Annotated in this window: 21 protein-coding genes and 3 pseudogenes; 12 read left to right on the forward strand and 12 right to left on the reverse strand. The window is 62.9% G+C overall.

All coding sequences use genetic code 11. The annotated features are described in order from the left end of the window. Positions 1 to 20: 20 nt before the first annotated feature. A pseudogene (locus JJC00_RS34440) lies at positions 21 to 311 on the forward strand (amidohydrolase family protein); the annotation flags it as partial. Positions 312 to 344: 33 nt separating this feature from the next. Here JJC00_RS34440 and JJC00_RS34445 read toward each other — a convergent pair. After that, the gene (locus tag JJC00_RS34445; protein ID WP_200470189.1) at positions 345 to 704 is read right to left on the reverse strand and encodes a DoxX family protein; all 360 of its coding nucleotides are present in this window, start codon (positions 702 to 704) and stop codon (positions 345 to 347) included. Positions 705 to 818: 114 nt separating this feature from the next. Continuing rightward, the gene (locus JJC00_RS34450) at positions 819 to 1,691 is read right to left on the reverse strand and encodes an NmrA family NAD(P)-binding protein (protein ID WP_200470190.1); all 873 of its coding nucleotides are present in this window, start codon (positions 1,689 to 1,691) and stop codon (positions 819 to 821) included. Between the two features lie 116 nt (positions 1,692 to 1,807). On the opposite strand from JJC00_RS34450, the gene JJC00_RS34455 reads away from it, so the two are divergent. After that, complete coding sequence (locus JJC00_RS34455; protein ID WP_200470191.1) at positions 1,808 to 2,218, forward strand: winged helix-turn-helix transcriptional regulator; 411 nt, start codon at positions 1,808 to 1,810, stop codon at positions 2,216 to 2,218. A gap of 75 nt (positions 2,219 to 2,293) precedes the next feature. Here JJC00_RS34455 and JJC00_RS34460 read toward each other — a convergent pair whose 3' ends face one another. Next, on the reverse strand, positions 2,294 to 3,028 hold the full coding sequence (locus JJC00_RS34460; protein ID WP_200470192.1) for an SDR family NAD(P)-dependent oxidoreductase: 735 nt from the start codon (positions 3,026 to 3,028) through the stop codon (positions 2,294 to 2,296). 160 nt (positions 3,029 to 3,188) lie between these two features. Here JJC00_RS34460 and JJC00_RS34465 point away from each other — a divergent pair, with 160 nt between their 5' ends. The 4 genes from JJC00_RS34465 (at position 3,189) to JJC00_RS34480 (ending at position 6,812) form a co-directional block, all read left to right on the forward strand. Continuing rightward, positions 3,189 to 3,560, forward strand: a complete 372-nt coding sequence (locus tag JJC00_RS34465; protein ID WP_200474323.1) for a winged helix-turn-helix transcriptional regulator — start codon at positions 3,189 to 3,191, stop codon at positions 3,558 to 3,560. 496 nt (positions 3,561 to 4,056) lie between these two features. Then, positions 4,057 to 4,653 carry a phasin family protein gene (locus tag JJC00_RS34470; RefSeq protein WP_200470193.1) on the forward strand — a complete coding sequence of 199 codons (597 nt, stop codon included), beginning with the start codon at positions 4,057 to 4,059 and terminating at the stop codon, positions 4,651 to 4,653. An 895-nt stretch (positions 4,654 to 5,548) separates the two neighbouring features. Beyond that, positions 5,549 to 6,280: a haloacid dehalogenase type II gene (locus JJC00_RS34475; protein WP_200470194.1), complete on the forward strand. Its 732-nt coding sequence runs from the start codon at positions 5,549 to 5,551 to the stop codon at positions 6,278 to 6,280. Between the two features lie 64 nt (positions 6,281 to 6,344). Further along, positions 6,345 to 6,812: a YbaK/EbsC family protein gene (locus JJC00_RS34480; RefSeq protein ID WP_200470195.1), complete on the forward strand. Its 468-nt coding sequence runs from the start codon at positions 6,345 to 6,347 to the stop codon at positions 6,810 to 6,812. A gap of 236 nt (positions 6,813 to 7,048) precedes the next feature. Here JJC00_RS34480 and JJC00_RS34485 read toward each other — a convergent pair whose 3' ends face one another. Continuing rightward, a complete protein-coding gene (locus JJC00_RS34485) occupies positions 7,049 to 7,324 on the reverse strand; it encodes a hypothetical protein (RefSeq protein ID WP_200470196.1) in 276 nt (91 codons plus the stop codon). 156 nt (positions 7,325 to 7,480) lie between these two features. Between JJC00_RS34485 and JJC00_RS34490 the strand changes: the two genes are divergently transcribed. Continuing rightward, a complete protein-coding gene (locus tag JJC00_RS34490) occupies positions 7,481 to 8,314 on the forward strand; it encodes an adenylate/guanylate cyclase domain-containing protein (RefSeq protein WP_200470197.1) in 834 nt (277 codons plus the stop codon). A 68-nt stretch (positions 8,315 to 8,382) separates the two neighbouring features. On the opposite strand, the gene JJC00_RS34495 is transcribed toward JJC00_RS34490, so the two are convergent. Beyond that, entirely contained in the window at positions 8,383 to 8,733 is a 351-nt protein-coding gene (locus tag JJC00_RS34495) for a hypothetical protein (RefSeq protein ID WP_200470198.1), read from the reverse strand. Positions 8,734 to 8,828: 95 nt separating this feature from the next. Further along, positions 8,829 to 9,086, reverse strand: a pseudogene (locus JJC00_RS34500) (tripartite tricarboxylate transporter substrate-binding protein); the annotation flags it as partial. A gap of 263 nt (positions 9,087 to 9,349) precedes the next feature. On the opposite strand from JJC00_RS34500, the gene JJC00_RS34505 reads away from it, so the two are divergent. Continuing rightward, on the forward strand, positions 9,350 to 9,607 hold the full coding sequence (locus JJC00_RS34505; RefSeq protein WP_200470199.1) for a hypothetical protein: 258 nt from the start codon (positions 9,350 to 9,352) through the stop codon (positions 9,605 to 9,607). Positions 9,608 to 9,698: 91 nt separating this feature from the next. Here the strand turns inward: JJC00_RS34505 and JJC00_RS34510 are convergent, their stop codons facing one another. Then, on the reverse strand, positions 9,699 to 10,634 hold the full coding sequence (locus JJC00_RS34510) for a LysR family transcriptional regulator (RefSeq protein ID WP_200470200.1): 936 nt from the start codon (positions 10,632 to 10,634) through the stop codon (positions 9,699 to 9,701). Between the two features lie 116 nt (positions 10,635 to 10,750). Here JJC00_RS34510 and JJC00_RS34515 point away from each other — a divergent pair. The 3 genes and pseudogenes from JJC00_RS34515 to wrbA all read left to right on the forward strand — a co-directional run bounded on the left by JJC00_RS34515 (position 10,751) and on the right by wrbA (position 12,900). Next, a pseudogene (locus JJC00_RS34515) lies at positions 10,751 to 11,503 on the forward strand (SDR family NAD(P)-dependent oxidoreductase). 39 nt (positions 11,504 to 11,542) lie between these two features. Next, positions 11,543 to 12,241 carry a pirin family protein gene (locus tag JJC00_RS34520; protein ID WP_200470201.1) on the forward strand — a complete coding sequence of 233 codons (699 nt, stop codon included), beginning with the start codon at positions 11,543 to 11,545 and terminating at the stop codon, positions 12,239 to 12,241. A 59-nt stretch (positions 12,242 to 12,300) separates the two neighbouring features. Further along, on the forward strand, positions 12,301 to 12,900 hold the full coding sequence (gene wrbA, locus JJC00_RS34525) for an NAD(P)H:quinone oxidoreductase (protein ID WP_200470202.1): 600 nt from the start codon (positions 12,301 to 12,303) through the stop codon (positions 12,898 to 12,900). Positions 12,901 to 13,202: 302 nt separating this feature from the next. On the opposite strand, the gene JJC00_RS34530 is transcribed toward wrbA, so the two are convergent. The 4 genes from JJC00_RS34530 to JJC00_RS34545 all read right to left on the reverse strand — a co-directional run bounded on the left by JJC00_RS34530 (position 13,203) and on the right by JJC00_RS34545 (position 17,934). Further along, complete coding sequence (locus tag JJC00_RS34530; protein WP_200470203.1) at positions 13,203 to 14,087, reverse strand: protein-L-isoaspartate O-methyltransferase family protein; 885 nt, start codon at positions 14,085 to 14,087, stop codon at positions 13,203 to 13,205. Between the two features lie 95 nt (positions 14,088 to 14,182). Next, on the reverse strand, positions 14,183 to 15,325 hold the full coding sequence (locus tag JJC00_RS34535; RefSeq protein WP_200470204.1) for a GNAT family N-acetyltransferase: 1,143 nt from the start codon (positions 15,323 to 15,325) through the stop codon (positions 14,183 to 14,185). An 80-nt stretch (positions 15,326 to 15,405) separates the two neighbouring features. Then, on the reverse strand, positions 15,406 to 16,827 hold the full coding sequence (locus tag JJC00_RS34540) for an O-antigen ligase family protein (protein ID WP_200470205.1): 1,422 nt from the start codon (positions 16,825 to 16,827) through the stop codon (positions 15,406 to 15,408). A 39-nt stretch (positions 16,828 to 16,866) separates the two neighbouring features. Then, positions 16,867 to 17,934, reverse strand: coding sequence for a glycosyltransferase (locus JJC00_RS34545; RefSeq protein WP_200470206.1), 1,068 nt, complete (start codon positions 17,932 to 17,934; stop codon positions 16,867 to 16,869). A gap of 297 nt (positions 17,935 to 18,231) precedes the next feature. Between JJC00_RS34545 and JJC00_RS34550 the strand changes: the two genes are divergently transcribed. Next, the gene (locus JJC00_RS34550; protein WP_200474324.1) at positions 18,232 to 19,137 is read left to right on the forward strand and encodes a glycosyltransferase; all 906 of its coding nucleotides are present in this window, start codon (positions 18,232 to 18,234) and stop codon (positions 19,135 to 19,137) included. 11 nt (positions 19,138 to 19,148) lie between these two features. Here JJC00_RS34550 and JJC00_RS34555 read toward each other — a convergent pair whose 3' ends face one another. Continuing rightward, complete coding sequence (locus tag JJC00_RS34555) at positions 19,149 to 20,177, reverse strand: glycosyltransferase family 2 protein (protein WP_200470207.1); 1,029 nt, start codon at positions 20,175 to 20,177, stop codon at positions 19,149 to 19,151. Between the last annotated feature and the right edge of the window lie 367 nt (positions 20,178 to 20,544).

A 20,544-nucleotide genomic window follows, 5' to 3' on the forward strand; every position in this document is an offset into this window, starting at 1 on the left:
TTCGCCTCAGATTTTGCTGCCTCAAGATCATCCTCGCCCATCCCTCCTTTCCCTGGCAGGAGGAAGCGCTGTCGGTCGCGACCCACAAGCCGAACGTCTACATCGACCTCTCCGGCTGGTCGCCGAAATACTTCCCGCCGATCCTGGTGCGCTATATCAACTCGATCCTGCAGGACAAGATGCTGTTCGGCTCGGACTGGCCGGTGATCACGCCGGACCGCTGGCTGTCGGACTTCGCCAAGATCGACATCCGCGACGAGATCCGGCCGAAGGTGCTCAAGGCCAACGCGCGGAAGATTCTGGGGATCTAGGACGCGGACTCATTAACTTGCCAGCGGCGACAATCATGCCGAGTTGGGGAGCCGCTTCCGCCAGGCGAGCCGGCCGACAACTATTGACAGTATCGCCACGATAAGCGGCGCTACCCCGTGCCCGTATTCGCCGTGAAGGGTGACGGTCGCGAGCGCCGCCAACATTATGGCGCAGCCGAGCGCCGAGCCCCACAGCCGCGTCCGTGGCTGCGCCAGCAGAACGGCCGCCGTGAGTTCCAGCGATCCGGTCACGAAATGGAACCAGTGCGGGTATCCCCACCGCAGATATTCCTCGTAGATCGACCCAGGGGCCAGGATGTTGCTGAGCGATCCCACGACGAAGAAAGCCGCCAGTGCCAAGGCCGAGACTTGGCGCCAGGAAATCTTTGACATTTGTTCAACCTTTTCTGATGGGGCGCCGCGGAAGACCTGTGTGGTCACGCCAAGAGACGGCCGGCCGCGACGCATTCATTCCGAAGGAGATGGGAATTTCTCTGATCCGCAGACCTACGCCGTGGCGGCTTTCTGGGCCGCCGCGAAGACATCGCGGGGAAGCGTTGCGCCGGCGACATGCTCCGTGCCGGCGACGCCGAGGTCCATCCAGCCCGCGTTGACGGCGTCGAACATCGCTTCAGCCGGCCCGGTTTGGCCCTTCGGGATGCCGAACCGCTCGAACGCTGCCGGCCACTCGGCCCGCGGGACTGCGAAGGCCTTGACTTCGCGCTGCATGACATCGCCCAGTTGCGCTGCGACTTCATCTGCGCTGACCATCGAACCAAGTTCGATGACGCGATGCCCAGACCAAGCCGGCCCCGTCAGCAGCGTCGCCACCTCGACACCAATGTCGTTCGTCGCGACCATCGTCGATTTTCGGCTGGTCGGATTGTAGTAGACTGGAAGTGTGCCGCCCTGGGCGACGTGCAGGCCGTAAAGGAAGTTCTCGAAGAATCCGCCAGCGCGCACGAAGGCGGTCGGCGATGTCAGTTTGCGAAATCCTTGCTCCAGCAGCGACAGGGCCGTGATCATCCCCAGCCCGCTGGTTCGGTTCGCCCCCATCGACGAGAGCCCGACGACCCGCGGCGGCGCGGCGTTGGTCAGCGCCTCGACATAGTTCGCGATGACGCCGTTGGCTTCCTTGAAGTCCGGCGAGGGGGCCCAGACGGCGGGCAACATCACAAACGCGCCATCGACGCCCTTGAGCGCCCGTTCGATGGCGGCCGCATCGTTCCAGTCGCCGTCGACCAGTTCCACGCCCTGGTTCGACCAGCTTGCCGCCTTCGCGCGATCGCGAACCAGCGCGCGCACTTTCTTACCCTGTGCCAACAGATGCCTAGCCGTTGCGCCGCCGACTTTTCCTGTGATTCCTGTAACTAGAAACATGGGTATTCTCCCGGTGTTAGATGGTCTACGTTCTAGGGAAGGTCTCACATAGAGACCTGAAGCCTGCACCGTAAGGAGGCAGTTTTTTGTAACCAGGAGAGAAAAAGGGGACCGGCATGAGCGACGCACCAAGCGCGATCGAGCGATTCAGCCGATATCAATCGGACGACGCCCAGTCGGTGGAGCCCGTACATTGCCCGGTGCGCGACGTGCTCGACCGCATCGGCGACAAGTGGAGCATACTCATGATCATGACCCTGGCGACGCGACCACAGCGCTTCAGCGAGCTTCACCGAGCTATCCGCGACATCTCCAAGCGCATGCTCACCCAGACGCTGCGCGACTTGGAGCGCGACGGACTTATCACCCGCCATGTCTTTCCGACCAAGCCGCCGAGTGTTGAATATTGCCTTTCCCCGCTAGGCCAATCCCTGCTGGACCCGATGGCGAGCCTCATTGATTGGGCCGACCGTCGTTATTCTGATATCCACGCCGCGCGCGTCCGCTTTGACGGAGCACCCTGTTGATGTCCAGCGCTAGACAAAGTTCCCTTCATCAGGGCTTCGGCGGACCGAAGCCCTGATGCTCAACCGCTAAAGGCTTCAGACCTGCGCCAGGCCGCCATCGACGAAAACTTCGCCGCCGGTCATGAAGCTGCTGTCGGAGGACGCCAGGAACGCAGCCACCGCGCCTGTTTCGGCCGGGTCGCCCACACGCCCGATCGGCGTGGCGCTTCCGAGCGCATCGAACGCTTCCTCGCCGACGATCTCCAGCGCCAGCTCCGTCTTGGTCGGACCCGGAGACAGCACGTTGACGCGGATGCCCGTGCCGCGCAGGTCCAGCGCCCAGCTCCGCGCCAGATTGCGGATCGCGGCCTTGGTTGCGCTGTAGATGCTGAACTGCGGCGTCCCCATCACGCCCGTGCTCGAACCGGTCAGGATGATCGACGCCCCCTTCGTCATCAGCGGCAGGGCCTTCTGCACGGTGAACACCAGGCCTTTCACATTGACGTCGAAGATGTGATCGTAATGCTCGACCGTGATCTCGCCGAGCGGCGCAAACAACCCGGTGCCGGCATTGGCGAACAGAATGTCGAGCCCGCCGCGTTCGGCCTTCACCACCGCGTACAGCCGGTCGAGGTCGGACAGATCCGTCACCGAACCCCTGATAGCTCGCGCCGAGGGACCCAGCTTCGCAACGGCGGCATCGAGCGGCTCCTGCCGCCGCCCGAAGAGATAGACGAACGCGCCTTCGCCAACGAACCGTTTGGCGGCTCCAAATCCGATGCCGGTTCCGCCGCCGGTCACGACTGCCGTCTTGCCTTGTAGTCTGCTCATGATGTGCTCCTTCACTAGGGTTGCACTGAGCTGGCGGCCTACCCACCTAACGACAAGTATGCACCTTTTGGTAAGTACCCAAAAAATGTCATCAGATCATTCAGAGCCAACCTTCACGCCTGCGCCAGCATCGCCACCGGTCCAGGGCTGCACACCGACCTTGCCCGGCTTCACCTGCGGCCTCGACGCAACCCTGCGGGTCGTCGCCGGCAAATGGAAGCCGCTGATCCTGTACTTCCTCGCCCAGGACGGCCCGACCCGCTATGGCGAGCTCCGGCGCGCCGTGCGCGATGTCAGCGACAAGATGCTGATCCAGCAACTCAAGGAGTTGGAGGCCGATGGTCTCGTGAAGCGGACCGACTACAAGGAGGTGCCGCCGCGGGTGGACTACAGTCTCACCCCTCTGGGCCACAGCCTCGCCCAGGCCCTGGTGCCGCTCTGCTCGTGGGGCACAGAGCACATGGCCGAGGTCAGCAAGGTCTTCGCCGAGCGGGCGACCTGGACGCGGCGAGGACGTCAGCCGACTGGCTAGCTTGCGCTGCAGTTCGTGTGACGCTGCTCCGCCCCTGATAGCAGCGCGTTCGTGCTCATCCTCCGAAAATATCAAACGGGTCGGAAGCAGAAGCGCCGGATAGACGATGCGATTGAGAAGTCATGTCGGCCTTAAGAATTGATTATTGAATTGATTGGTGGATTCCTCCATTCGCTAGTTTGGGGAAGCAGATGTTACCGATGACGAAAAGTGCCAAGAACAAGGCACCGATGAGCACCACGGCTTCAGCGGTGGTTATTGCTGAGCCTTGATGATCGAGGGCTAAAAACCATTGGCCCCGCAGCGCGGAGCAGGTGAGCCAACCAAAGAATAATTGGAAGTTGAAGCGCTCGTTCCTGCGCGCAATGGCGGAGGATTGATTAAAACATTGCTCACCCGGAACGGTCCAGCAATGCCCACGTTTGCTCGGTTAGGATGGCACCTATGACAGAGCGCATAGGATCCGACCTCACCAACAACAACGATGGAGCAAAAAATGGCCAATCCACGCCAGGAGGAAAAGTCTACCCAAAACCCTGAGGACACAATCCGCCGCGCCGCCGAGAGGACCGCCGAGCAGACCAGACGGATCGGCTTAGCTACCGCTGAGGCCGGGGAAGAGGTGGCTCAAGCCAGCAGCCATCTCCTGCAACAAAATGCCGAGATGTTGCAAAACAGTTGGCGCTTCGGCGTCGACATGGCCACGGCAATGATGGGCCGCTCGACTGATCAGCTTGGTCGCTCGTTCGGCTTGACGGGCAATGAAGCGCAGCGGGCAGCGGAACGATCGGTCCGCAATGCAGAAGCAATCATGTACTCGACGACTGCAGTCGCCAAAGGAATGAACGGTGCGTCGCGCGAGTACTTCGATTTCGTTCGACAGCAGATCGAGAGGAGCATGGACCGCACGAATGAACTTTTGCGTTGCCGAACTCTCCACGATTTGGCGGCTGTGCAGACCGATCTGATGCGCGACACGATCAGTAGCGCCTTGGATACCAGCCGCCGGATGGCGGACTTGTCTCTGAAGGTGGCTGACGATGCCGGAAACCATATAACCCAGAGCATCGAACGCATGCGGCAGGCTGCCTAGGCGCGGGTAGCACAATCATGGCGCACGTGCGCTGCGGAATCGGCCGCGCACGTGTCTGCCTCGAGCAGGTGCCAAATTCACCTTCAAATGTGAAGGGCGATTAGTCCGGGAAGGAACAGGCGCCTGCAAAAAGCATTTCTACCTCGTGCAGGGCGAAGCTACGGAACGTATCGGGGCCGGAATGGCGCTTGATCGATGTTCCGGGCGCATGGCGGTCCGGCCCAGCTTCGTCTCCAAACACGAGAGGTGGAACCACACTCCGGCGAGCGGCGAAGCACATTTCTGAGATCTTTGCATTTGCGCCGATCGAGCAGCCTACAGAGAAGCAGTGGGGCCCTGGTTCCTGAGCGAAGAAAGGACACAATGATGGAAACCTGCACCGAGAAGCATCATGCCAATCATTCGCACAGGCATGGCCCCAATTGCGGGCACACTGGAATCCGTCATGACGGCCACGTGGATTATCTTCACGACGGCCATCTCCATCACATGCACGGGAATCACGTGGACGAACATGTCATTCCGGTCAGCCCAGCAAACCCCGTGAAGTGCACGCCTCAAGTCCACTGTTCACACGTACACGGCCCAAACTGCGGACATGAACAGGTGCCGCATGGCGACCATGTCGACTATCTCGTGGACGGTCGGCTGCACCATCCGCATGGTGATCATTGCGATGACCACGGGCCCGTTCAGTTGGCCTGACAGGCACGACCGTGATCGAACCTCATTGGCTAGCTGACGTCTGATCCGGGTCATTCGCGACCAAGCCAGCTAGTTCGGCGCAAGTCGGGATGCAGCTCGCGGATAGCACGGCAATTGCTTTTCCTGCTTGGATCGATATCGCGGCGCCGGCTATAGTCCAGGGCCGCCACGATTACGGAGGAACGGTCCATTGCCCGTCAAAGCCGTCGTCTTCGATGCCTATGGGACGCTTTACGACATCCAGTCGGTCGCTGACATCACCGAGGATGCATTTCCGGGTTACGGCGAGATCATCACGCAGGTCTGGCGGATCAAGCAGCTCGAATACACCTGGTTGCGCTCGCTGATGCGGTGCTACCAGGATTTTGCGGCCGTCACGCGCGACTCGCTGGCCTATACGCTGCGCGTGCTCGGGCTTGCCTATGAGAACGAGGCGTTCGAGCGCGTCATCGAGAAGTACCTGCATCTCGATCTCTATCCGGATGCAGCAGCAGCGCTCACGTCGCTCAAGCCGCGAAAGCTCGCTATCCTCTCCAATGGCAGCCCGGACATGCTGAACACGCTGGTGCGCAATTCCGGCCTCGACCACCTGCTCGATGCCACCATCAGCGTCGATGCCAAGAAGATATTCAAGCCAAGCCCACAGGCCTATGAGCTGATCGGCGAGGTGCTCGGCACCGCGCCGCATGAGGTGCTGTTCGTCTCCTCCAATCCCTGGGACGTCGCCGGGGCGAAAGCGTTCGGGCTCAACGTCGCCTGGATCGAACGGGTGACGCCGGAGGCCATGGCGCTGGCTTGCGTCGAGAACGAACTCGTGGCACCGCTGACGATGTTTTGGGCGATCCGCACCCAGATGGACGAACTCGGCTTTGCGCCGGATCATCGTGTCCGTTCGCTCTCGGAGCTAGCCAGGATCGTCTAAGGATGACCCGGGGATCGCCGCCCGCCCGCACGGCCGAAATAATGCCTGGAATGAGCTGACTTGAATGAGCCTGGAATCCGTTCGCGCCTTCTTCGCCGAGAAAGCCCCCGACATAACAGTCATGGAATCCCCGATCAGTTCGGCGACCGTGACGCTGGCTGCTGAAGCCTATGGCGTCGCGCCCGGGATGATCGCCAAAACGCTGTCCTTACGGATCGGCGAACGTGTGATCCTGATCGTCGCCGCCGGCACCTCACGCATGGACAACAAGAAGGTCAAGGCTGCGTTCGGCGGCAAGCCGAAGATGCTGGGGCTGGAAGAGGTCGCCGAGATCACCGGCCACGAGGTCGGCGGCGTCTGCCCGTTCGGGCTGAAGTCACCGCTGCCGGTCTATTGCGACGTTTCGCTGAAGACCTTCGACATTGTGGTGCCGGCCGCGGGCTCGACCCACAGCGCCGTGCGCATCACGCCGGAGCGGTTGGCCGAGCTGACCGCGGCGGAGTGGGTCGATGTCTGCGAGCACAGACCTTAGATCAGGCGGGCGTGAACCTATAAATCGCGGCGCGCAGATCTGGCGCACTTGATGCCCGCTATAATTCCGACAGCCGCGGAAATGCCGACGTCGCTCGTGGTCCGGTCGGGGTCAGTCTCGACATTCTTGCAGTTAGCCGGCGGCGTCCGGTCCACCGCCAACTTCAGACATACCAATACACTGCGCCAGTTGAAGTGATGGGCCGGCAAAGTCCGAAATTTAGCTGATCTCGCGAGCTAGCCGCCCCAACCGCAGTAGGGACGGCAGCGATAGCGTGCGCTTTGCCAATGACCCCAGCCGTGGCGCCACCAGCCGAAACGCGCTTGAGCCAGATCTTGAGCCAAATCTTGGGCCAGATCTTGAGCCTGATCTTGGGCCAAATCGCCCTCCTGCACCGTCGGCCTGGCGGCCCCGGACAGAGGCGTGACCGGTGCGGCCATTGCAGGCGCACCGAGCAATATCGCAGCGCCGATCATGACAACAAGCGCTCCAGGAGTTTTGGTCACAGGCATGCCATTCCCTCCAATGCTCAATTTTCGACCGCACTCGGCTGACTGCGATTCGTTGCGCGGTTGTGACGAGTTTGGGGCCGGCACTGGTCGCAAAACGACCATGGCACTGGATGCGACGCTTGATGCCGATGCGTTAGGGAGGCTACCATATGGCCGATGCCCGACGATAAGGTCAAACGACGGCTGACCACCGTGCTGTGCGCTGATGTGTACGGCTATTCTCGCCTCATGGAAGCAGATGAGGCGGGAACGCTGGAGACGCTCCGCCGCTACCGCACCTCCATTGCGGGATTGGTGGAGCGTCATGACGGCCGCATCGTGAATACCTGGGGCGATGCTGTGATCGCCGAATTCGCCAGCGTCGTCGAGGCCGTGCAATGCGCGGTCGAGATCCAGCAGGAAATTTCCAACCAGGATTCAGACCCGCCTCGCGCGCACCCGATGCGGTTTCGCATCGGCATCAATCTCGGGGATGTGATGGTGGACGGCTCCGACATCTATGGCGACGGGGTCAATATCGCGTCGCGGCTGCAAGAACTCGCCGAACCCGGCGGCGTCGTGATCTCGAGCTCAGTCTACGATCAGGTGCACAACAAGCTATCCGTTGGCTTCGACTGTCTCGGCCAGCGACCCATGAAAAACATTGCTCCGGTGACGAGCTATCGTCTGACCTTGGGCGGTCAAACCGCCGGGCGAGGGAGCTTTGCGGTCAACGAAAGCCCAACTCGGCGGGAGGAAGCCGGTCGCCTGCGGATGGGCGACAGGCATGAGCCATCCTCGTGGATGGGTGTCGTCTCGGGTTGGCTGGCCAAACTGCCCCGACCGGTTGCAGCGGCCCTCACGGTGTCGGCCTTTCTGATTCTGATCAATCTTTTTACCGGCGCGCATAAGATCTGGTTCCATTGGCCCGTCGCAGCCATCCTCTTCGGTGTCCTCATGCGGACAGCGCTCGGACGTCGACCTGGGTCGGACAGCAAGGAGGAGCGCTGAACGAGGCGGCACGACCGCATCTTCGCGCCTGCTACTGCGCACTATTCCGGATCATGCTCCAGCCGGCGCTAATCGTCGTCATAGTCATAGGGCCGCGGCTGCGCCTGCGGAGGTGGCGGCGGATTGTTATAGCGCGGCGGCGCAGCCCGATTGCGCGGGACCGGTTGCGGCGGCGGCATCTGATTATTGGACTGGAACACCGCGCGGCAGCCGCTCGAGAGCTGCGGCGTGTTTTGCCGCAGGCAGGCCGTGATGCGGCTCACATCCGGAATCTGATCGCTGCACAGGCGCCAGACATCAGGCGTGCAGGCCATCTGCTGCTCCATGGTTCCGCGATATTCTTCGGCGGACGCAGCGCTCTGCGCGACGATGCCGCCAATCGCAAGCGCCACACCCAGCGCAATTCGCTGTGTTGTCATGTCACGATCCCTTCCGAGTCTCTCGAATTCTCCCCAATCAATGAGACGCGGACAGGTTCTGGCCCAACAAAAAAATGTGAAAACTCCGCTGGAACCTATTCGACCCGGCCGATCTTCCTGACCGCCGCGATCAGCCGGGCGCTGTCGGTCGCGACGAAGTCGGAGAACGCCGGAGCATCCTGATAGGCAACGAGGCTGCCAGAGGCAGCGAAGGTCCTGAGCACGTCAGGGCTCGTCATCACCGGCGCCATCGCTTCGCGCAGGCGGCTTGCAATCGGCGCAGGAAGCGAGCTCTGCGCAAACAGACCGGCCCAGATGTACATTTCCACATCCTTGTAGCCTAGCTCCTGGAAGGCACGATCATGGTGATGTTGCGCACCGGATAAGTTTGGGCGGAGGCATGCTCTGGTAACGCGGCCCGCAACAACGGCAATGCGGCAACGGCACGCAAGACGTCACGTCGATCCATGGCAGCCCCCTCCCCTTATTTTCTTGTTTCAGCTCCAGCCTAGCGCGCCGATTGGCAAGAACAAGCTGTTTACGAAGCGTTAGCCATGTCCGCCCCGCTCCGGAACGCATCCCCTGCACCCTCCGTTGCTTCGCCAGGGAGTGTGCCATGGGAAAATACGCGACCATCGACGTGGCGCTGGACGAGATGCTGGTGAATCTCGCAGCGATCGTCCTGCGGCTTTCAAAGCCCGAAGTGACGCGAACGCCGGAAGCGCGCCGCGCCCTGGCGCAATCGGTCCATCAATACGCGGTGTGCGCCGCGCGCTCGACCGACCCGCGTGTTCATGACTTGAAGTCGCAGCTGGAAAAGACACTGAAGACGAGCCTGCGCATTGTCGCGATCGACGGCGTGAAGATGTTGTAGTTGAACGTCGTGAGTCTCACCGCGGAAAGATTCTGGATTGCCTCGTCGCTCCGCTCCTCGCAATGAAGGAGGTCGTTGAGGGCTACTCGTCCTACGACGCCTTTGCCTTCACGCGCGGCTTCCGCTTGCAGGTGCCCGGCAGCTTCGCTGCGAGAAAATCGCCGAGCGCTTCGACGCGGGCGGGGCGCGGGCCGCCGGGCGGGGTGACGAGGTGCACGGCGCCTTCGGCCTGCTTCCAGTCCTTCAGGATCACTTCGACCGCACCAGAGGAGATCGCATCGCCGACAATGAATTCAGGCAGCTCGGCGATGCCGAGACCGGCGATCAGCGAGGGCATCACGGCCTCGCCATTGTTGACGCGAAGCTGGCCGCCGGGGCGGACGCTGGCCTGCTCGCCGGCGGAATTGGTGTAGTGCCAGATGTTCGGCGTCGAGAGGTAGGCGTAGCTGAAGCATTTGTGTTCGGCGAGGTGCATCGGATGCGTCGGCCGGCCGTGCGTCTTGAGGTAGGATGGCGCGGCCACCGTGAAGCGCGGCATGGTGAAGAGCCGCCGTGCGATCAGCGAGGAATCCGGCAGCCGGGCGATCCGTATCGCCATGTCAAAACCTTCGCCGATGAGATCAACGGTCGCATCGCTCAAATGCAGATCGACCGAGACCTCCGGATAGGTCTCGAAAAATTCCGGCAGCAGCGGCGCCACCGCCTTGATCCCGAACGTCATCGGCACCGCGAGCCGCACCAGGCCGCGCGGCGCCACCGATTGCGCCAGCGCCTCATTCTCGGCCGCCTCGCCGTCGGCGAGCAGGCGCGTCGCGCGGTCGGCAAGCTTGTGCCCGGCATCTGTCAGCGCCAGCCGGCGCGAGGTGCGGTTGAACAGGCGGGCGCCGAGCCGCTCCTCCAGGCGGGTTACGGCCTTCGACACCGTAGCCTTGGACATTGTGAGCTCGCTCGCGGCGCCCGCAAACGACCGTAATTCCACGACTTTTGCGAAAATCGCGAGCGCCTCGAAATCGGGGAGTTTGGCCATGGCAACGGTCCAATAAGGGTATTTGGGGAAACAATGTGTTTCGACAGTTTCTATTTCTATACCACGGGCGGAGGCTTATCCAAGGGTCATCAGAAATTCAGGACTGGAGACATCCAATGACCAAGAAGCTCTCAGGCAAGGTTGCCCTCGTCATCGGCGGCTCGCGCGGCATCGGCGCGGCCTCTGCCCGCGCTCTCGCCGATCAAGGCGCGGACGTCGCCATCAGCTACGTCGCCTCGCCCGAGAAGGCCGAGGCTGTCGTCAGCGAGCTGAAGGCCCGGGGCGTCAAGGCCCGCGCCTTTAAGGCAGACTAAGCCTCGGCCAAGGATGTGACGAAGCTCGTCAACGACGTCGCCAAGGAATTCGGCCATCTCGACATTCTCGTCAACAACGCCGGCGTCGCCAATGGCGGCGCGATCGACGACGCCAACGCCGACACGGCCGCGCTGGAGCGGCAGGACCAGGTCAATGTGCATGGCGTGATCGCGGCGATCCGCGCCGCCTCGCAATTGATGGGTGAAGGCGGCCGTATCGTCACCGTCGGTTCGATGCTCGCCGACCGCGCCTCATTCCCGGGCCTTGCCGACTACGTCGCCACCAAGTCGGCCGTGGTCGGTTACACCAAAGGCGCGGCGCGCGATCTCGGCCCACGCGGCATCACTGTGAACGTGGTGCAGCCCGGCTCGATCGACACCGACATGAACCCGAAGAACGGCGGCGAATTCGCCGAGACCCAGCGCAAGCTGCACGCGCTGCAGCGCTTCGGCAGGCCTGAGGAAGTCGCCGCCGGCGTCGTCTTCCTCGCCAGCCCGGAAGCCTCCTTCGTCACCGGCACCGTGCTCAATGTCGATGGCGGGTTTGGCGCCTGATCCAGGCGCCACCACCGTCCAAATCAGGGAATTACGCAGATGATCGAACTCAGACCCTTTGCAAGACTCGGCGGCGCCGATCACGGCTGGCTCAAGGCCAAGCATCACTTCTCCTTCGCAAGTCATTATGACCCGAACAACATGGGTCACGGCGCCTTGCGGGTGTGGAACGACGACGAGATCGCGCCGAACACCGGCTTTCCCGCCCATCCCCACGCCAACATGGAGATCATCACCTATGTGCGCGAAGGCGCGATCACCCATCAGGACAGCCTCGGCAACGAGGGCCGCACCGAAGCGGGCGACGTGCAGGTGATGAGCGCCGGCAGCGGCATCCGTCACTCCGAGTACAACCTCGAGCCAACGCAGACCCGGATCTTCCAGATCTGGATCGAGCCGAATGCGCGCGGGGGACAGCCGACCTGGGGCTCAAAACCGTTTCCGAAGGCGGATCGCTCCGGCAAGCTCATCACCATTGCGAGCGGCATCGCGGGTGACACGGACGCGCTGCCGATCCGCGCCGACGCGCGGGTGCTCGCCACCACGCTGAAGGCCGGCGAGAGCGCGGAGTACGAGCCGCAAAAGGCGCGGCACCTCTATCTCGTGCCGGCCGCAGGCGCGGTCGAAATCAACGGCGTGCGGGTCAATGCCCGCGACGGCGCCGCGATCCGCGACGAGGCCAGGCTGAAGATCACGGCGCTCGAAGACTCTGAGATCGTGCTCGTCGACGCGGCGTGAACCGTATCATTTGTCGGAGCAATCACGAACATTCACTGATCACCCCAACGGAGACCACCATGACCAAAGTTCTCGTCCTCTATTATTCCGCCTATGGCCACATCGAAGCGATGGCGAATGCCGTCGCTGAAGGCGCGCGCGAAGCCGGCGCCACCGTCGACATCAAGCGCGTGCCCGAGCTGGTGCCGGCCGAGGTCGCAAAGGCCTCTTATTACAAGGTCGATCAGGCCGCCCCTGTCGCCAGGATCGAGGACCTCACCAACTACGACGCGATCATCGTCGGCACCGGCACCCGCTTCGGCCGCATGGCCTCGCAGATGGCGAACTTCCTCGATCAGGCCGGCGGTCTCTGGGCCAAGGGCGCGCTGCATGGCAAGGTCGGCGGTGCCTTCACCGCAAGCGCGACCCAGCATGGCGGCCAGGAGACGACGCTGTTCTCGATCATCACCAACCTCCTGCATTTCGGCATGGTGATCGTCGGCATGAACTATGGCTTTGCCGGCCAGATGAAGCTCGACGAGGTCACCGGTGGTGCGCCCTACGGCGCCACCACGATCACCGGCGGCGACGGCAGCCGCCAGCCTAGCGCCAACGAGCTCGCCGGCGCGCGTTATCAGGGACGTCAGATCGCGGAGACCGCCAAAAAGCTTCAGGGATGAGCTGCATGGCTAAGCTTAAGCTCCAAAACCAGCTGCATGGCTGATGCGACGCGGGCGGCATTCTCCCGAGGGAATGCCGCCCCATCTATGTCTGCAGAAACGATATACGAGACGCAGGACTTGCGAGACAAAGGACTTACGAGACAAAGGACTTGCGACACGAATGGCTTTCGAACTTCTCTTGATTGCGCAGATGATCCGCAGGCCCGCCCAGGCGCTTGCGCGCCGCTGGTACTGCCGCAGCCTGTTCCGCGCCTCGCGCGGCCGGTTTCACTGTGCCGGGTGCGCAGGATATTAATCGGTCAGGCCTGCGTGATGTCCGCGTGCGGCGGGATGCTGACGGCGCGCGCCGACGCGGGCGCGGTTGAAAGCCACCAGCCATCGCCGGCAAACCAGCAGCTCTCGTCGGGCGCGTCCCCTCGCCGCAGCGACTGCACGCCCTCCCATCCCCTCGCGAATGCCTCGGCCAGTCGCCGGCCCGCCTCCGCATCCTGGAGTCCCGCGCAGCCGATGAACTGGGCGCGGCTCAGGAATTTCGCCGGCCAGGCCGCGCCCTGCTCCGGGCGCGTGATCATCAACATGCCGCCGAGCATGCCCACCGGGGCCAGCGGAAACACGAGCCGGCCGCCAGGGCGCAACGCCTCCAGCCATTCCATGGCCGGCTGCGCCGCGCCCGCACAGACATAGATCACGTCGACGCTGGGCAGATCGGACGCAATGCCCGAGCGCTCGCGCAGCTCGACCGTGGCGATGCCCTTCAAATTCTCGCGCGCAAGCCCCGCCAAGCGCTCGTCGATCTCATAGGCGTAGACGCGTCCATTGGGCCCGGCAAGCTCGGCGAGGATCGCCGTGTAGTAGCCCGTGCCCGCGCCGATCTGGAGCACGGTCTCGCCTTCCCTGACACCGCAGCCGCTGAGCCAATGAGCGTGTGCGCCGGGCATGCCGATGTTGATGCCCCGCGCCGGATCCAGCGCCAGCAGCGCGTTCTGATAGAGGAAGGCGGGATCGTCATCGGGCGTCACGACATAGGGATGGCCGCCTAATGCGATCGACCACGGCCCGGGCCCGGCGAAGGGTTCGCGCCGCACGTTGCGAAAGGCCTGCTCGAGACGAGGGTCCGTGGCCTTGGCCGCGGCGCAGATCAACTGCGCATAGAATGTGCGATATTTGTCCGAACGATCGTGCATGTCGCCTCCTGGCTGAGGAGGTCACGATAGCACAACGAATGCGATCTTCGAGTGACCGCTGCAACCAGCGGAGCCGCGCGATTCAGCGTGGCGATTCAGCGTGTCTTGCCAATGGCCCGTGCGGCAAAGGCCGCAAGCTTTGGATAGCGGCGCAGTCCCTGCGCGGCATGATCGCGCAGCATATAAGGCAGCCCGCGCCAGGACAGCGCGACGCTGACATCGGTCAGCGGCACCGGCTCGGCGCCGAAGCGGCGCTTGTAATCGTGATTGCCGATGCTGAGATCGAAGCGCCGCACGCCCTGCGCATGCAGCGCCGCCATGGTACGCTCGGTCACGAGCAGCCCCGGCGAGCAATTCGCCCACAGCTTGCCGGCATGGCCGATCCGCAGCAAATAATAGGTCGCGCCGTATTTGACGCCAAACGTGGTCGCGACAATGCCCTCGTCGCAGACGAGCGCCGAAACCACCGCATAGCCTTCCGCAACCCCCTGCCGGGCGACATCACGGTAGAAGCGGGCGTGGGCCTCGTCGTTGAGGACGAACCGCGAGCCGAGCAGCTGCATGCGCTCCTGCTGCTGCACATCCAGAACGTCAAGAAGCTCGTGCGCGCGAATAACGTCGCCGGCGATCTCGAACCGCGCACCGCCGTGACGGCTGAACACGCGCCAACAGCGCGGCATCTGCATGCGCTTGATCGAGGCCTGATAATCCGCATAGTCGTCGCCGGTCAGCACGAGATTGCCGTTGAGCGAGCACGAGCCAAGCCGGCCGAGCGACACCAGCGGGTTCGGCTTCGCGCCGACATAGGCCGGCAACTTCTTCAGGCGCAGCAGGTCGAAGCCATCAGGCAAGGCGCGCAAGCCATCGACCAGCGCCGCGCTGACAGCCTGTGCACCTGTCGCATCGAAGCTCGCATCGCAGGCCAGGATCGGCGCATTGTTGTCGGAGACACCGAGATCGGCAAACTCGATCACGTGAATGCCGCGTTTGACGTGGCTGAACATCGGTACCATCGCGATGTCCTTGCCGCTCGTCGTATCGGCGATGACAGCGATCAGCGGCGCGACGCCGTGAAAGGCCTCGTACCAGGCGCCTAACCAGTAACCATGCTGAAACGCGGTGCGATGCCCGGCGTTCAGGCGCAATGCGGCCTGTCGCCAGTCACGCAAGAAATCGACTGAGATTCCCGACGTGCCGGACACCCGACCATCTAGTTGTTCGACGCTGAGAAACGCCATTTGCGGGGGCATACAGTTACTGAACGTTTCCAGATAGATTATGTTTTGCCGCAGACCACAAGTTACGTCGCTGCTTATCGTTAAGCCGATACCGTCGCAGCGTGCCCAATGTCCCTCGTGTCCCGATATGAAACGCGCGGCTGCGACAAGCTGTCAGCGACCGGGTTCTGCGTGACGCATTGGAACCTGGCGAGGAAATGCAACCCGGCGACCGCGAGCGCGAACATGAACCAGACCGGGTTCTGCCGCTCGAGCAGGAAGGTCTCGGTCGTCCCGAAATACAGGCCGAACAGCCAGATGGTCAGGAACAGCTTGCCCAGCGCGCTATTGCGGTTGTGCGCCTGGACCTCCTGAAAATTGCGCAACGGTGCGAGCACGAAGATGATGAGGACGAGCAGAAGGCCCGGCAGGCCGATGTTGACGGCGAGATCGAGGTAGCTGTTGTGACTGTGTGCTGCCGTCACGGCCCATTCCGAGCCCTGGGTGGTCTGCCCCTCCGCCGCGCCGTCCCAGAACGCCGCATAGCCATGACCGGTGATCGGCTTTTCCGCCACGGCTGCGAGTGCAAACTCCCATATCTCGGAACGGCCGGTAAAGGTGGGATCGACCGGAAGCGCCCGCGTGATACTGCCGAGCACCGGGCTCGTGACGCTGCCGACCGTCAGCAAGTTCATCGCGAGCAGCGGCGCGAAGCAGATGATCCGCTTCAGCCACAGGCTTCGTGTGATATAGACCAGCGATGCCAGGGCGTAGATCGCAAGACACAGCACCGACGAGGTCTTGCCGCCGGTGAAAATCAGGAAGATGCCGGCAAACAGCGCGATCGCGGGCCCCATCACGAAGGACCCGACGGCAGAGAGATAGATGCCGACATAGACCAGTATGGTCATCACTGGCGATGCGATGTTCTTGTGGGCAAAGCTGCCGCGCCAGTCGCCAGCGAGCTGCGGCTCGGTGATATCGAGCGCGCTGTGGATCGAATATTGCGGGGCAAAGAAGACGCCGAGATAGCACACCGCCAACAGCAGCAGCGCGGCGCCGCCGAGGCACAGATTGAAGCTCCGCGGCGTCGGCGTCAGCAGCGGCAGCAGGACGGCCAGCGTGGTTGCGCTGGCCGCGAGCACGAAGCGCTGGATCGAGACCTCTCGGCTCTCGGAAAATGCGAGATTGATCAGCATCCATCCGATCAGGCAGAGATGCAGCGGCGTGACCAGGGTTCTCAGCGAGGGCCCGTCGGTGCTGAGGGTGAGCAGCACCGCGACTGCGGCCAGCAATCCGAGCGAAATATAGGTCGTCGCCAATCGTCCGCCGACGACGGTGGCGACGTCGGGGTTGCGCAGGTCCGGAAACGGATCGAGCGTGATCACGACCAGAAGCAGGGCCGTGACTGCCACAAGGCAGCGCGCTGCGTTCACGACGTTGAGCCTCGCCAGCGCGTCGCGCAGCGCATGGCCGAGCGAGCGGGCCTCGACGTCAGTCATGTCTGCGGCGCTGCGATCCATGCCTCAAGCCCTGAGGGGACGATGGGGGACCTCAGAGGTCTAGCCCATCCCCGTTAACCATCCGTCAACCAGCGTGACGGAGGTGGCAGGAACCTGGCTCTGCCGAGCGACGCTGCGCGCGATCTCGTAATATTGCAGCGCGCGCTGCTCCAGCGTGAGATTGTCCAGGATGTAGCCGCGCGGATCGAATTTGCCCGCGGTGCAGCCGGCCCAGAAATCGGTCCAGCGGTCCTCGAAGCCGGCGCGGTCCGTGAATTTGAGCCCGCAGCGATCGTCCCAATAGGGCACCGATGACACCGGCTCGAACTGCACCCGGTGCGGATAGTAGTCGGGATCCGGCCACGGGCCGCCGGGATCCCAGGCGAACACCGGCACGCCGCAGGACAGCGCCTGCTGATAGGCAATGCCCTGGCTCTCGTTCTGGCACAGGAAGATCATCGCGCGCGAGTGCCGGAGCGCTGCTTGATAATCTTCCTCCTTGTAGCTGCCATAACGCAACTCGGTGAAGGAGCGACCCTCCTTGATCAGCCGCGCGCGAACCGGCTCAACCAGCTCCGGCACGTAGCGCTCGCGGTCCCAGCTGACCTTGTCGTAGAGGAGGACGTCGACGGTCTTCTCGCCCGGGCGCGACGGCGCCCACAAATCAGTGTCGATGCCGACGGGCCAGGCTTCCGTCTCAGGCCAATGGGCCCGGTACATCTCCGCATACCACGGACCAGGCACCAGGAATTTCCGGACTGGAAGCCGCTTGAACAGGTCGGGATCGTCCAACGGATGATTATAGGCACAAACGCCAAGCAGGATCGGGTTCTTCCATGCAAACTTGTCGAGCAGGAAGGCGCGGCCGATGATGCAGGCAACTTCCTCGGGATACTGCGCGATGTAGCCGTAGTCGTTGACGCGATAGCGGATCCCGAGCCGGTCGAGCCCGGCGCAGAGATTGAGGAACACGCGCAGCTGTCCGCTCATGCGCGGCTCGCCAAACAACATCCTGCGCGCCATACGCCGCAAATGCCGATCGCCGGGAAACCAGCGATCGTCCTTGTCCTCGTAGAACAGGTTGAGGATCATGTCGTCGGGATCGTAGTCGAATGTCTTTGCGGGCACTTGCATCCATCCGCGGCAATCAGGCCTGCATTCTCGCGTGAGACCGGCTGTCGCACCTCTCGAAAGCTGCGACAGACTTAACGCCACAGGTTTAACGCTAATCTACGAAACCGGCGACTCGGGCGGCCTTCACAACAACGATTTGATCGTTATGTGGGTATCATCCGCGACGACCAGAGCTGTTGCCGCCTTCGCTTGGTTAACAAATCCTTAAACACGACGAGCCATTGCTTGCCCCTCGCCGACGCCACGCTCGATGCATCGACCGCCGCGCCCGCGGCGGCAGATGCGCGTGCGATGCCGCCTGTGGTTTCCGTCGTCATTCCTGCGAAGAATGCCGCGGCCTATATCGGCGAAGCCATCGCAAGCGCGCTGACGCAAGCCGATGTCGCCGAGGTCATCGTCGTCGATGACGGCTCGACCGATGATACTGTCGCGATCGTCCAAGCCATTCGCGATCCGCGGCTCGGCCTGACGATGAACGACGCCAGCGGCGTGTCGGCCGCGCGAAATCTCGGCGCACGAAGCGCGCGCGGGGACTGGCTGATGTTCCTTGATGCCGATGATCGCCTGCGCGCCGATGCGGTGACGACACTACTGACGGCGGCGAAGGCCGCGCCGCGCGCGGTGCTGGTCTATGGCGACTACAACACGATCGACAGCGAAGGGCACGCGATCGGATGCCGCGGCCTCCTGAAGGGACGTCTCAAACCGTCCGGTAACGTGCTGGAGCGCTTGGCCTGCGGCAATTTCATCGTCAATGGCGGCATCACGCTGGTTCGCGCGGAGGCCTTCCGCGCCACCGGCGGCTTCGACGTCTCGCTCCGTTATTGCGAGGACTGGCATTGCTGGTGCCGCCTCGCCGCAACAGGCGAGTTCGCCTATGTGCCGGAACTCCTGCTCGACTACCGCCTGCACACAGCCAACACCATGAACGCCGCGATGCGGACGCCGCAGGATTTCTTCCCGGCGGTCGCGCGGGTGTTCGACGATGAATTGATCCTCGGCAAGCTGCCATCCGGCGCGGCGCCCCGGCTGCGGCGAGCAGCCGAAATCCATCTGGTGACCTATGCGGCGACCCAGGCCGTCCGCTTCGGGAGATATCGCGAAGCGCTTGGCTATCTCGGCATGGTCGGCCGGCGCTCGCTCAAGGTGGTGCCGCGATCCGCGGTCAAGATCGCTCTTTCCTATCTTGGAATCTAGCGGCTGACGCGTCAGGAAACGATCTTCGAGGCCTCATAGGGCTTCGGATCGTAACCGAATGCCGCGAGAGCAGAACCGATGGCCACCAGCATCGGATGCATCGCGACGACTGCTTTCGATGACGTCAGCAGGCGAGCCGAGCGCACCAGCGACAGCGGCAGCCGTGCCAAGGTCTGCGCAAACACGCGCGCCCGCGCGCCCGCGCCCTGCGCGGCTTTGGACCGCACGCGATAGTTGATCACCCCGATGCGGAGGCTCCGTTTGGCGATCCAGCCGAGGCTGGTGCGGTTCTGCGGCACGGTCTCGGTGATGACGGCTTCCGCGGTCCAGTGGAAGGTCATGCCGGCATTGCGGCCGCGATAGAAGAAATCGCAATCTCCGCCGCCAAGGAAATTGAAGCGCAGATCGAAGGCGGGGCTGCCGAGCCGCTCGAATGCCGCGCGCGTGATCAGGCAATTACCGCAGCCATAGATCAGCGGCACCGCACCAGTGTAGTCGTAAGTGGGGCAGAAGGCGGGATGACGCGCCAGCCACGGCTGGCTGTCGTCGTCGAACACCGGCAGCACCGGTCCGCCGACCACGTCGGCGCCGGTCGCCTCCGCAGTACGGACCATCAGGTCGAGCCAATCGGGCGAAGCGACCTCGTCGTCGTCGATCATCAGGAAGCGGGTTGCGGCGGGAAACAGCGCCTGCGCCGTCTCGAACGCGGCGTTGATCGCCTGGCAATTGCCCTGCCGCTTCTCGACCAGGCAGATGCCCTGGAGCTTGCCGGAAGCGAGATACTCCGCGGCCACCGGCGTGCTCGCGCGCCCTGTCGCGTCGTTCTCGACCATCACCACCGCAAAGGAGCGCGGGGTGCGCTGGTCGACGAGCGAATCCAGCGTCAGCCGCAGATGCTGCGGGCGGCGGAAGCAGGGAATGCAGACGACGATGCCGACCGACAGGTCAATGACGCGCGAGCTCGCGGCGATCTCCCGGTTGGGATCGCGCAATGTTTCCGAGATCCGGCTGGCGGACAAATCTGTCGGGATCAGCGTCATGGCGTTCTGGATGACTGAGATATGTTGAAAAAGCCCTGCGTCGATTGTCCCAAGGCGACACGGCCGCGCGGGACAGATATGTCCCAAAGTGAACGGCCTGCTCCGGCACGCAAACTGCGCCGCGGCGCTGATGTCCCGGCTATGAGGCGTCCTATCATGCGCTTAACCGCTTTCGCGTGTTTCCGTGCGAATTCCTGCGCGCGTGTTACTGCAATTTGCAGTCCATCGCCCGCCAACAGCGCAACATGGACAATGTCGTAGTTAACGCATGGTCGGATTAACCCCGCCGTAAGCACCGCGACCGGTGAAGGCACGCGGCATCAGATTTGCTCTTCGGGCACGAGAGTTTTTTCCTGTAATTTTGAGT

The sequence above is a fragment of the Bradyrhizobium diazoefficiens genome (assembly GCF_016616885.1).
GTDB classification, from domain to species: domain Bacteria; phylum Pseudomonadota; class Alphaproteobacteria; order Rhizobiales; family Xanthobacteraceae; genus Bradyrhizobium; species Bradyrhizobium diazoefficiens_F.